Source organism: Pantanalinema sp., from assembly GCA_036704125.1.
Taxonomy (GTDB): domain Bacteria; phylum Cyanobacteriota; class Sericytochromatia; order S15B-MN24; family UBA4093; genus JAGIBK01.
In genome coordinates, this window is the sequence record DATNQI010000021.1 from 64738 (window position 1) to 76783 (window position 12046).

Sequence of the window (12046 nt, forward strand, 5' to 3'; positions counted from 1 at the left end):
TCTTGTTTCGAGCCAACCTCGCGCTGATAACCTTTCTCGGGCCGCTGCTGCTTCCCGTTGCTTCGCCGGCCGCCCCTCGCGCCGAGCACCCGGCCTCTGCGAAACTGAAGGTCGGCGCCTTCGGCTACGACGAAGCGACAGCGGTGATCACCCTGCCCGTCGAGGGAGCGATCGCACGAGGCCCCATGTACCTGGAGCCCCGCAGCCGGGTCGCCTTCATGGAGCTTCCCGCTGGCCGGGGCGTCGCCGAATTCCTCCGCCGCACCCAGTCGCTGAACCCCTCGAAGGGCATCGCCGAACGCATCCTCGTCGCCAACAATCGGCCGGGGGTCGTGCGCATCGCCGTTCGTGGACGCGTTCCGATTCGCTTTTATCCCGAACTGGTCCGTCAGGACGATCACCACTGGCTCTTGAGGCTGCATCTCCTGCCGTTCGAGGAGAAGGCGCCTGCGCGCAAGGTACCGGTCGCGCCCGCTCCGGCGGCGCCGCCTGTCAGTACGCCCCGTCCCTTGCCCTCACCCGCGCCGAGTGCCGCGCCCGCCAGTCCTCCGCCGGAGCCGGAACCCCCGCTTGCTCCCGGCCCCCCTTCGTCGCCCGAAGCCTCTCCCCCGCCCGCCGCCATGGCTCCCGTACCGCTCGCGACGCCCACCCCGGCGCCTCGGGTGCCCGAAGGCCCCGAGCCGCAGTCGCGCCTGGAAGTCGCGCGACGCTGGAGCACCCTGTCCGAAGACTACGCGGCAGGCAGCTCCAACAACGTCCGGGTCGAGGGGGCATCGGCCTGGGAAGCCGGCTGGACCCATCGCTGGACCGACGCTTGGAGCACCCGTGCGGCCCTTTCGGCGTGGGAGCCTTACACCATCGTGGATCTGGACCTCAAGGGCTCGACGCATACGCGCAGCACCGTGGGCCTCGACCTCGAGGCCGCGTGGCACACCGACGTCCTGGGGGCCCCCGTCGCGCTGGGAGCCGGATGGTGGCTGAGCCACGAGAGCGTGACGCACACCGTGCAGCCCCTGGCTCCCTTGTTCCTCTTCTCGAGCCGACAGCTCTATACCGGTCCGTCGCTTTCAGCAACCACGGCGCTCAAGGTCTTCGGGCCCTTGCGCGTATATGTGGCCGCCCAGGCGCGTCCGATCGTCTTTTCGGCGCTCGACGCGGACGTGGATCCCATCGGCCCGCTCTTGGGGGCCCGGGGCGAGGCGGGAGTCGACCTCGCCTGGGGGATGGCCGCCCTGCGCGTCGGTTACCGGGCCGAGACGTTGCGCTCGCCGGATATGTCCTCGTTCGGGCAGGATGTGAGCGGTCCCCTGGTTGCCCTCGGCTGGCGCTACTAGTGCCGGCAAGGGGGCTGAGCGTCGACGCGAAGCATGGTCCGGACGTCGTTGGTAGGTTGGGTTTTCATGATGAGGCGAGATTGATGCTGGCAGGTTTCACTCGGTGGGTCCGGTTCGTGTTGGTGGCGCTGATGGCCGCCTTGCTTGCCATCGGCTGTGCCGTCCATCCGCCCGCCACTCCCTTCGTCGGCACGAGTGCAGTGACGGTCAGCCAGGCCCGGCTGGACCAGCCGGGCGCCGAGACGAGCCTGCGCGTCGTCATCGACGGGGGCCGCGGCCCCCAGGCGGTCCCCGCGACCTGGACCAAGGCGGACCTCACGCTCGCAAACACCAGCTCGTCCATCTTGCCGAGCGCGTTGACCAAGAGCGTCAACCAGGCTGGGGGCAGCACGCTCTCGGCGGTCTTCACGGGCTTGCGCCCGGCCGCCGGCTACAGCCTCACGGTCAAGCTCTACAACGGTGCGACCCTCGCGGCGCAGGGCACCAATGCCTCCTTTTCCCTGAGCGGCGGAGCCAACTCCGTTTCCGTCACGCTCTCGCTTTCGGGCGGCGGCGGGACGCCCGGCACCATCGTGACGATCGCGGGCCTTCTCACCCCCCCGAGCGGCCGCAGTGCCACCAACTGGGGCATAAGCCCGCGTTCGATGGTCTTCGATGCCTCGGGCAACCTCTACATCGCCGATGCCACGAGCCACGTGGTGCTCAAGCGCGATGCCTCGGGGACCCTCACCCTGATCGCCGGGACGGGAATGTCGGGATTTTCGGGCGACGGCGCGGCTGCGACCTCGGCCATGCTCAACCAGCCATCAGGGGTCGCGGTGGACGGCGCGGGCAACGTCTACATCAGCGACACCGGCAACAACCGCATCCGCAGGGTGAACACCAGCGGCACCATCAGCACGGTCGCAGGCACCGGGACCGGCAGCTATTCGGGGGACGGCGGGGCCGCCACCAGCGCCACCCTCAAAGGCCCGAGTGGCATCGCCGTCGATGCGTCGGGCAACCTGCTCATCGCGGATATGGGCAACTGCCGGGTTCGCTTCGTCCCGAAAGTCGCCGGCAGCTACTTCGGAAAGACCAGCCTGGTGGTGGGCAACATCTACTTGGTGGCCGGGGACGGCACCTCCGACTCGCAGATGGGCGGGCTCGACACGGGCCTGAACGGCCAGGCAACCAGCTTCATGCTCGGTTCGCCCGCGGCGGTCGCCTTCGGGGCGTCGAGCAACTTCTACGTCCTGAGCAATTTCAACAGCATGCTGTACCAGGTCAGCTCCACGGGCGTCATCTCGAAGGTGGCGGGCGCCTATCCCTACGGCTACACGGGTGACGGCGGCGTCGCGACCAACGCGCGCATGCGCTCACCCTACGGCTTCTGCGTCTCGGGGAGCGACATCTACATCGCGGACAGCAGCAACAACTGCATCCGCAAGGTCAGTGGCGGTACCATCACCCGTGTCGCCGGCACGGCTCCGGGCACCATGAACGGCGGCGGCAACGAGGGGTACTCGGGGGAGGGTGGCGCGCCGCTCTCGGCTCAGCTCAGAACCCCCCTGGCCGTCGCCGTCGATCCCAGCGGTAAGCTTTACATCGCGGACACCGGCAACAACCGCGTGCGACTGATTGACGGCGGTGTCATCACGACCATTGCCGGCACTGGCGGCACGCGCTACTCCGGCGACGGCGTGGCCGCGACCACGGCCCAGCTGGGCGATCCCAGGGGGATGGTGCTCGATGCCCAGGGGCGCTTGATCTTCGCCGACTCGGCCAACAGCGTGGTGCGTTGCATCGACACCGACGGCACCGTCACCACCATAGCGGGAAGCGGCACCTACGGGGACTCGGGCGATGGCGGGGCCGCGACCGCGGCGCGTCTCAAGACGCCGACGGCCGTTGCGGTCGACTCCGCCGGGGCCGTCTATGTCGTCGATCAGAGCGCCAACCGGATTCGCAAGTTCACGCCGGGGGGGACCATCGCGACCTTCGCGGGCACGGGGGTCTCCGGCACGGCGACCGACGGGACCGTCGCCACCTCGATGAAGCTCTCCAGCCCCGCCGGGGTGGCCGTGGACAGTTCGGACAACGTGTTCTTCTCCGAGTACGACACCGGTTACGTCTGGATGGTGCCCAAGACCACCGGCAACTACTTCGGCAGGAGCAACCTGACAGCGGGCAAGGCTTATATCCTGGCCGACGGCTCGACGGTGTGGCCGGATGCCTTGGTGACCGACAGCGCGGGGAACCTGTACATGGCCAACTGGGACAGCGTGTGGGTCCTGCCTCGCGTCAGCGGCTCGCTGTTCGGGGCGTCTCGGACCGCGGGGACCTTGTCCTCGGTCCGCACGGGTTTCGGTGGTCTGGGAAGCCTCGCGCTGGACGCCTCGGGCAACCTCTATCTGGCGGATGCGGGTGCCCACAAGGTCCAGAAGCTCGCCGGCACGACGTTGACCTTGCTCGCCGGCACGGGGACCGCCGGCTTCTCGGGCGACGAGGGTCCGGCCACCAGCGCGAAGCTCAATGCCCCGACGGGCATCGCGGTGGACGGCTCGGGCAACGTGTACGTGGCGGATACCACCAACCAGAGGATCCGCAAGATCATCCCCTAACCCTGTCGCTCGGAGCGTCAAGCGTCGTCGTGGAGGATGCGATACTTCTCGCCCTCCACGTCGTCGTGGCGCCGGAGATGCGTGAGCAGGGGGACGCACGTGACGGCCACCCAAGCGTTCCAGTTCGCCGTGAAGCAGACGAGTCATCCAGATGGCACCTCGCACCGCCTTCGTAACGAATGGGTTGACTTTGCGCAAAGATTTGTTTAAGATTCGGTTAATATAAAGCAAGAACCTTTGGCGTCTCCCCGATGGAGGATCCATGCTGAAACAGAAGAAGCTCGCGACCATCCTCGCCGCCTCCATGCTCCTCGCCGGTTGCGGCCTGGCCGCCCCCTCGGCCCTGAAGGGCTCGATCGACCAGGGCGTCGAGGGCCTGACGCTCGGTCTCAACGACGAGCCGACCGAGGAGATTCACGTGCCGCGCCGGGCCCTCATCGGGCCCAACCCGTGGCAGGAGAACAGCTCGGCCGACCTGACGGTGGGGCCGCAGGAGAACGTCGCGGCCATCAAGGACCTCATCGACAACGCCAGGAAGACCCTCTTCATCGAGGTCTTCAACTTCGGCAACGACTCCATGGGCCAGCAGATCGTGCCCCACGTGATCGACGCGGCCAAGCGCGGGGTCAAGGTCTACTTCCTCTGCGACTACGTGGGCAGCAAGTTCGCCGGCGGCGGCAAGCTCGGCACCCAGATGGCCAAGGCGGGCGTCGAGTTCCGCATGTGGGCCCCGCGCTTCATCCGGCAGGACGACGAGCGCCGCGGGATCAACATCACCCACCGCAAGCTGTACCTGGCCGACGGTGATCGCGGCCTGACGGGCGGCGTCAACCTGATGGCCCCCTTCGACACCACCACCCAGGACGTCCTGGTGGACTTCCGCGGTCACCAGGCCGGCCAGCTCCACGCGGAGTTCGTCCGCGACTGGAAGTTCGCCAAGGGCAAGAACCTCTCGTACGAGCCTGTCCAGACCGACCATCAGTACGGCTCGGTCCGCACGCAGACCCTCGTGACCAGCCCCCCCGAGGGCCGCTTCGAGGCCAAGGCCGCCATCTACCAGGCCATCGAGACCGCCCAGCGCGAGATCCTGATCGAGCAGCAGTACCTGTGCGACCAGGGCCTGATGGATCGGCTCTACGACGCGGCGCGGCGCGGGGTCTCGGTCCGGGTGATCGTGCCGGGCAAGTCGAGCCACGGTCTCTTCAAGAATCTCCACTGCATCGCCCTGAACGGCCTGATCAAGGCCGGCGGCCAGGCGCGCCTCTACAACGGGGTGACCGAGTTCGCCCACGTCCACACCAAGTACTTCGGGGTCGACGACAAGTGGGCGATCTTCGGCTCGGTCAACGGCGACACCCGCGCGCTGATCGACAACCAGGAGCTGGACGTGGCGACCACCGATCCGGCGCTCATCCGGGCCCTCAAGACCCGCCTGTTCGAGCCGGACTGGCAAAACTCCTCGGTGACCTACGAGTTCACCGACTCGGACTGGTACAAGGCGCCCTTCGTGAAGCTCTGGCAGATCGTCAACTATTACGTCTGACGCCCCCTCCCGGCCCCCGCTCCTCTCAGGAGCGGGGGCTCTTTTAATTCTTCGTGAAATCTTGATTGAACGGCGCAAACTCGCCGCCGGTGCGGGGATATTAGAGAAAGAACGTCTCTATGAGCCCCGGGAGTCCCCGCATGAACATGTCGAACCTGATCCGCAAGCAGCTCGCCGGTCCCACCGCCTCCAACCGCCTGACCAAGACGGTCGCGGCCAGGGTGGAAGCCGTCCTCGCCAAGCGCATGCCCAAGGTGGCGGGAATGGCGGACGATGCGGTCATGACCCGGCTCATCACCGCCTACAACGTCAAGCACGCGCCGGCAGAGGGCCTCTGGTACCGCATCAAGAAAACGTTCGCCGATCTCTTCTCCAACGTCACCTACTACACCCCTGACGCCCGAGGCGTCACCCAGGAGATGGCCGCGCAGGTCAGGCCCAAGCTCAAGGCGGGCGACATCCTTCTGCGGCGCACCGAGGGCACCTCCGGGAACTTCCTGATCCCCAGCTGGTGGAAGCACGCGGGCGTCTACGTCGGCGACGGCAAGGTGGTGGACGCCGCCTTCAAGGGCGTTCACAAGGGATCGTTCGAGAAGTTCATGACCGACGGCGACGCGGTGATGGTCCTGCGCGCCAAGGACCTCTCGAGCAAGCAGCGCGAGGCGATCGCCCGCTTCGCCAACCTCCAGGTCGGAAAGCCCTACGACTTCGACCTCGACTTCGTCGACCAGGCCCGCATGACCTGCACCGAGCTCGCCAACCACGCCGTCGAGGCGGGGACGGGCCGGGAGGTCGTCGAGAAGAACATGCTGGGCGCCGTGGTCGGGGACGCGTTCAAGAACCGCAACTTCGAGCTGGTCTGGACCAACCGCCCCGACATGGCCTCCCTGCTGGACTAGCGCGAGAGGGAAAGGCCCGTCCTGGAAAGCGAGACGTCGAGGGCCTCGAGGCCCGAGCGCTCCCAAGCCGCCCGCGCGCGAACGAGTCCCTGGCTGCCTGCGAAGAGCGCCACCCCGCAGTCGCCGCCGCCGGCGCCCGAGGACTTCCCTGCGCCCCCCGCGGCCTCGCTGGCCTCGGCGAAGGCAGAGAGGGCAGGCGTCTCGATCGAAACCCCCGAGGCCTCCTGCAGGACCCGGATCGCCTCGCGCGCCGCGAAGAGCGCCCGGACGGCGCCCTGGGCGTCGCGATCGCGCAGGGCCGCCGCCAGGGCGTTGGTCGCCTGCCTGCTCTGGATCAAGAAGCGCGCGTAACCCGGTGATCGACCCGAGCGGGCCCCGGCGACCTCCTTGATGAGTGCCGAGGTCGAGGCGGGCACCCCCGTCCAGCCGATGCCGAGCGCGAGATCGTCGGGCCAGCCCAGGGGCTCGATCCCGAGCAGGGGCCACGCGCCGTCCACCAGCTGGGCGACCGTGTCGCCCGCCGCGCGGCGCTCATTGAGCCAGTCCGGATCGAAGGCCACGTAGCGGATGGCCCCGCCGTAGCTAGCTGCCGCGACGTCCAGGCCGCTCCCGGATCCCTGGGCCTCGTGGTGAGCGAGCGCTGCGAGCTTGAAGACCTGGGCCGCATCCGGCTCAAGGCCGAAGGCCGCGAGCAAGCCGCCCACCAGCGCGACCGATACCGCCGCGCTGCTGCCGAAGCCGTACTTGGCGCCGCCCGTGCTCTCGAGAGCGCCCTCGATTTCAAGCGAGAAGGGCGAGACGTCCAGGCCCCTGTCCCGCAGGTAACCGAGCACCACGTTGACGGCGGTGGCCGCGAACGCCACCCTGGGCGCGGGCCCGGTCTCCGGCACCCAGCGCTCGTCCTCGTAGCGGACCGGAAGATCCGTCAGGCCGAGCGACTCGGAGCTGAAGGAATAGGCACCAGCCGGGCGCACGCGCACGGTGATGCGGGCGTCCACGGCGACGACCACGGCGGGCTCGCCGGGGGAGAGGACGGCGTACTCCCCGGCGAGCACCAGCTTGCCGGGGGCGGAGGCGACGATGGTTCGGATGGTCAAAGCAGGCAGGCTCCAGGTCCGGGCCGGCAGGTGAGGACCTCCTGCACGCCGCTCACCGCGCCGAGCTCTAAGGCGAGGCGTTCGGCGTCGGCAGGAGCGCAGAGGACCTTCACGTTGGGGCCCGCGTCGATGGTGAAGTAGCAGGGCAGACCCTCGGCGCGCAGGGCCATCACCCGGTGCATGAGGGCGACGGTGGCGCTCTGCCAGTAGAGGATGGCCGGCAGGGTCGTGTGCATGGTGGCGTGCATCTTGAGGCAGCTGGCCTCGGCGATGGCGCCGACCCGCGAGAGGTCGCGCGCGGCGATCGCCTCGCGCATGGCGGCAAGGTCCGCCCCCACCGTCTCGACCCAGGCCGGGTACATGGGCGAGGTCTCGACGGTGCGCGTCATTCCCGAGCGGCTCGACACCGACTTGGGACCGGGGGCCAGCACCGCCACCAGCATCCGAACGTCCCAGGCGTCCTGTTCCAGGATCGGCTCGGCGTACGAGTCGGTGCCGTCCTCGCGCTCGCCGCGCTTCCACTCGGCGAAGCCGCCGAAGATCGAGCGGCTCGCGGATCCCGAGCCCTGGCGCGCCAGGATCGAGAGGTCGCGCGGGCCGAGCTCGAGGCCGGCGGCGGCGGTCGAGGCGAGGGCGAGGGCCGCGAAGCCCGAGGCCGACGAGGCGAGCCCCGCCGCGGTGGGGAAGTTGTTCGCGGTGACGATCCTGGCGCGGGGGCTCTCGCCCCAGACGGCGCGCACCCGATCCATGAAAGCCGAGAGCTTGTCGAGGGCCTCGCCCGTGACGGGCGCGCCGTTCATTTCGGCCGCGTCATGGGAGAGGGCGTCGTCCCAGGTGACGGTCGTGGTGGTATGCATCCCGTCGAGGGTCATGGAGATGGAGCCGTTGACGGGCAGGTTCAATGCGGCCTGGCGCTTGCCCCAGTACTTGACCAGCGCGATGTTGGAGCAGGCCCGGGCGGTGGCGGAAGAGGACATGGCTCAGGAAACCTCTCTCAGGCGGTCGGTGTGCCTGAGCTCGTCGATGGTACGGCAGCCGAGGCAGAACATGACCACCTTGAGCTCGGTGACGAAGCGGGAAAGGACCGCCTCGACCGCCGCGCTCGAGGTGGTGGCCGCCTCGAGGAAGGGGTGGGCCGAGGCCGCGAGATCGGCGCCCAGGGCGATGGCCTTGGCCACGTCGAGGCCCGAGCGGATCCCCCCCGACGCCACCAGGGGCGTGCGCGGCAGCTCGCGGCGGCAGAGCCTGAGCGCCTCGCTGGTGGGCAGGCCCCAGTCGCGGAAAACCTCGCCGAGGGTGCGCGCCACGCCGGCCGGGACGCGCAGGCCCTCGATGGCCGCCCACGAGGTGCCGCCGGAACCGGCCACGTCGATGGCGCTGACTCCGGCCTCGACGAGGCGCCGGGCCGTGTCGGGGGCGATGCCGCTGCCGACCTCCTTGGCGAGCACTGGCACGCCCAGCTCGCGGCACACCATCTCGATCTTGGGCAGGAGGCCCTTGAAGTTGGTGTCCCCCTCGGGCTGCACCACCTCCTGCAGGGGATTGAGGTGAAGGTAGAGCGCGTCGGCCCCCACCGAACTCACCAGCTCGCGCAGGGCCGCGACGTCGAAGCCGTAATTGAGCTGCACGGCCCCCACGTTGCCGATGAGGAAGACGTCCGGTGCCACGTCGCGGACCAGGAAGCTCTCGAGGGTCTCCGGGCGCTCGCGGGTGATGCGCTGGGAGCCGAGGCCCATGGGGACGTTCATGCGCTGGGCGGCGATCGCGAGGTTGCGGTTGATGGCCTTGCCGAGCTGCAGGCCGCCCGTCATCGAGGAGATGAGCAAGGGGGCCGCGAATCGGCGGCCGAGGAAGGTGGTCTCGGTGCTGATCTCGGCGAAGTCGATCTCGGGCAGCGCCTGGTGGACGAAGGCGTAGCGATCGAAGCCGGTGCGCACCGAGCGGGCCTGGACGTCCTCTTCCAGGCTGACGCGGATGTGGTCTTCCTTGCGCGCTTCGATGGGGGTCATCGGGGGGTCTCCCTTTCGATCAGGTACTGGGTCGGCCAGGCGCTCACGGCCCCGGCCTCGACCATGGCCGAGGCCACCTCGCCCAGGCGCGAGAGGGGCGCAAGGGCGATCGCGCAGCCTCCTCCGCCCGCCCCGGAGAGCTTCGCGCCGAAGGCGCCGGCAAAAAGGGCCGAGCGGCAGATCGCGTCGAGGCGCGGGGTGCTGACGCCGAGCTGGCCGAGCAGCTGGTGCGCGCGGCTCATTTGAAGGCCGAGCGCCTGGAAGTCGGCGCGCTCGAGCAGCTCGGCGACCATGTCGGCCACCTCGCCGAGCGCGTCCATCGCCGAGCGCGCGGCGGGATCCGCCTCGATCCCCTCCTTGACCAGGGCCACCATGCGGCCCGTGCCGCTCGCCTCGCCCGAATCGGCCACGACCAGGCCGAACGGCTCGGTGATCGCAAGCTCCACCGGGGCGTGGTCGCGCACGAAGCGCACGGGCCCCTCGGCCGCCACCGCCGTCGGATCGAGGCCCGACGAGGTGCCGTGGGCGATCGCCTCGGCCCGGGTCGCGAGCGCGCGCAGGAGCGAGGGCGGGACGGTGCGCCCGTGGAAGGCGAAGGTGGCTCGGATGGCGGCGACGGCGATCGCGGCGCTGCTGCCGAGACCGGCGCCCGCCGGGATGCCGCTGGTCAGCAGGAGCTCGAAGGGGCGCACCTCGGCGCCCAGCCGCGCGATCGCCTCGATCGCGCCGCGCACCGCCTCGGCCGCCGGCTGCAGGGGGCGCACCACGTTCGTGTACGCGGTCCCGTCCAGGTTGAGCCGGGCCGCGAGGTCCGCGTAGCGATCCGAGCGGATCGTCACGCCCGCCGTCGCGGCGCGCGCCTCGGCAACCGCCTGGATGGCGGGGAAGGGCAGGGCGACGGCGGGGTGGCCGTAAACCACCGCATGCTCACCGACCAGGATGACCTTGGCCGGCGCGAGCGCCTTGGCCGTGGCGGCAGGGGCGTTCATCAGAGCGCGCCCTGGGCCTCGTACCGCGCAAGCAGCTCGGCCGCCTTGGCCACCTTGATGTCCTTGGCCTCGACCAGGGCCTGGGCGATCACCTCGACCAGGTCGCCGCGCGCCCCGGCGGTGACCGCCACCGAGCGCGCGTGAAGGGCCATGTGACCCTTCTGGATGCCGACGGTCGCAAGGGCCCTCAGTGCCGCCATGTTCTGGGCGAGACCGACCGCCACGGTCACCTCGGCCAGCTCGCGGGCGGTGCGGACCCGAAGGAACTTGAGGGCGACCTGGGCCATGGGGTGCATCTGGATCGAGCCCCCCACGATGCCCACGGGCATCGGCAGCTCGATCTTGCCGATCAGGTTGCCTGCCTCGTCCTTGGACCAGTGAGCCATGGGGCCGTAGATCCCGTCCTTGGCGGCGTAGGCGTGAGCCCCCGCCTCGATGGCGCGCCAGTCGTTGCCCGTCGCGATCACCACCGCGTCGACTCCGTTCATGACGCCCTTGTTGTTGGTCACCGCGCGGTAGACGTCGGAGGCCGCGAACTCGTAGGCCTTCACGATACCGTCCACGACCTCCGGGCCCGAGAACTCGGGGGTCTCGAGGACCTCGGCGGGGATCTTGCAGGTGGCCCAGGCCATGCAGGTGTCGGTGTAGTTGGAGAGGATGCGCAGGTGGACCTTGCCACCCGTGAGCTGCTCGACCAGGGGCGCGATGCCCTCGACCATCGTGTTGATGGTGTTGGCGCCCATGGCGTCCTGGGTGTCGATCATCAGGTGCAGCACCAGCATGGTGCTGTAGGCCGAGAGGGGGTTGTCGTTGAGGATACGGGCCTCGAGGTCGATGGCGCCGCCGCCGCGCTTGACCATGTTGGGGGAGAAGGCGTTCGCCGCCGAGACGAGGTCTTCCTTGGCCGAAAGCACCGCGTTCCTGGCCGCCCGGAAGTCCTTGCAGCCCACCACCTGGATCTGGCCGATCATCACCCGGCGGGTGCTGCCGGCCCGAAAGCCGCCGCCCTCGCGGACCAGCTTGGCCATGTACGAGCAGGAGGCGACCACCGAGGGCTCCTCGATGGCCATCGGGACGATGTACTCCTTCTCGTTGATCAGGAAGTTGAGGGCGACCCCGATGGGCAGCGAGTAGATGCCGACCGCGTTCTCGACCATCTTGTCGGCCTCGGCCATCTCGAGGGCGCCGTGGGAGCGCAGCGCGTCGATCTCGTCGCGCGTCAGCTCGTAGGTCTCGGCGAGCTTGTCGATGCGCTCATCGACCGAGAGGCGGTAGAAACCGGCGATGCGGGAGCTTTTCATGGCGGAAGTCGCTAGCTTTCTCGAGGGAATGGCGTTCGGGCGGGACACCCAACCTACAACCCAGGCTTATTCTATCATCTACTAGATCTTGAAGACGAAGATCCCGATCAGGAAGACCGCGTAGAAGATCCCCCCGAGCATCAGGGAGAAGGCCGTGAGGCCCTTCTTGCGGGTGACCTCCCAGTACAGGACGGCGGCCGCGACGACGGCGATCGCCGCGCTGAACAGGCTGTCCTTGCCCAGCTCCCAGGGGGTCATCCACAGGCCCACG

General features: G+C 69.1%; 10 protein-coding genes. 4 read left to right on the forward strand and 6 right to left on the reverse strand.

Translation table 11 applies throughout. The features are described 5' to 3' along the window. Positions 1-2 precede the first annotated feature (2 nt). From V6D00_03210 to V6D00_03225, 4 genes are all read left to right on the forward strand, one after another. Positions 3-1334 carry a hypothetical protein gene (locus V6D00_03210; GenBank protein ID HEY9898171.1) on the forward strand — a complete coding sequence of 444 codons (1332 nt, stop codon included), beginning with the start codon at positions 3-5 and terminating at the stop codon, positions 1332-1334. Positions 1335-1465: 131 nt separating this feature from the next. Further along, positions 1466-3937 carry a hypothetical protein gene (locus tag V6D00_03215; GenBank protein HEY9898172.1) on the forward strand — a complete coding sequence of 824 codons (2472 nt, stop codon included), beginning with the start codon at positions 1466-1468 and terminating at the stop codon, positions 3935-3937. 262 nt (positions 3938-4199) lie between these two features. After that, on the forward strand, positions 4200-5480 hold the full coding sequence (locus V6D00_03220; protein HEY9898173.1) for a phosphatidylserine/phosphatidylglycerophosphate/cardiolipin synthase family protein: 1281 nt from the start codon (positions 4200-4202) through the stop codon (positions 5478-5480). A gap of 140 nt (positions 5481-5620) precedes the next feature. Continuing rightward, positions 5621-6379, forward strand: a complete 759-nt coding sequence (locus tag V6D00_03225; GenBank protein HEY9898174.1) for a YiiX/YebB-like N1pC/P60 family cysteine hydrolase — start codon at positions 5621-5623, stop codon at positions 6377-6379. Here V6D00_03225 and V6D00_03230 read toward each other — a convergent pair. From V6D00_03230 to V6D00_03255, 6 genes are all read right to left on the reverse strand, one after another. After that, positions 6376-7476: a phosphomevalonate kinase gene (locus V6D00_03230; protein ID HEY9898175.1), complete on the reverse strand. Its 1101-nt coding sequence runs from the start codon at positions 7474-7476 to the stop codon at positions 6376-6378. The genes V6D00_03225 and V6D00_03230 overlap by 4 nt on opposite strands. Further along, the gene (gene mvaD / locus V6D00_03235; protein ID HEY9898176.1) at positions 7473-8453 is read right to left on the reverse strand and encodes a diphosphomevalonate decarboxylase; all 981 of its coding nucleotides are present in this window, start codon (positions 8451-8453) and stop codon (positions 7473-7475) included. The genes V6D00_03230 and mvaD overlap by 4 nt, the downstream gene beginning before the upstream one ends. Before the next feature lie 3 nt (positions 8454-8456). Then, positions 8457-9485, reverse strand: a complete 1029-nt coding sequence (gene fni / locus V6D00_03240; protein HEY9898177.1) for a type 2 isopentenyl-diphosphate Delta-isomerase — start codon at positions 9483-9485, stop codon at positions 8457-8459. Next, positions 9482-10474, reverse strand: a complete 993-nt coding sequence (gene mvk, locus V6D00_03245; protein ID HEY9898178.1) for a mevalonate kinase — start codon at positions 10472-10474, stop codon at positions 9482-9484. The genes fni and mvk overlap by 4 nt, the downstream gene beginning before the upstream one ends. Beyond that, positions 10474-11775, reverse strand: a complete 1302-nt coding sequence (locus tag V6D00_03250; protein ID HEY9898179.1) for a hydroxymethylglutaryl-CoA reductase, degradative — start codon at positions 11773-11775, stop codon at positions 10474-10476. Before V6D00_03250 ends, mvk begins: the two co-directional genes overlap by 1 nt. An 81-nt stretch (positions 11776-11856) precedes the next feature. Next, positions 11857-12046, reverse strand: a 190-nt coding sequence (locus V6D00_03255) for a hypothetical protein (GenBank protein HEY9898180.1), incomplete at its 5' end; no start/stop codon positions are given.

Coding starts and splice junctions, on each gene's coding strand:
- V6D00_03225 (HEY9898174.1), top strand. CDS start 5,621: ATGAACATGTCGAACCTGATCCGCAAGCAGCTCGCCGGTCCCACCGCC.
- fni (HEY9898177.1), bottom strand. CDS start 9,485: ATGACCCCCATCGAAGCGCGCAAGGAAGACCACATCCGCGTCAGCCTG.
- V6D00_03220 (HEY9898173.1), top strand. CDS start 4,200: ATGCTGAAACAGAAGAAGCTCGCGACCATCCTCGCCGCCTCCATGCTC.
- V6D00_03215 (HEY9898172.1), top strand. CDS start 1,466: ATGGCCGCCTTGCTTGCCATCGGCTGTGCCGTCCATCCGCCCGCCACT.
- mvaD (HEY9898176.1), bottom strand. CDS start 8,453: ATGTCCTCTTCCGCCACCGCCCGGGCCTGCTCCAACATCGCGCTGGTC.
- V6D00_03250 (HEY9898179.1), bottom strand. CDS start 11,775: ATGAAAAGCTCCCGCATCGCCGGTTTCTACCGCCTCTCGGTCGATGAG.
- mvk (HEY9898178.1), bottom strand. CDS start 10,474: ATGAACGCCCCTGCCGCCACGGCCAAGGCGCTCGCGCCGGCCAAGGTC.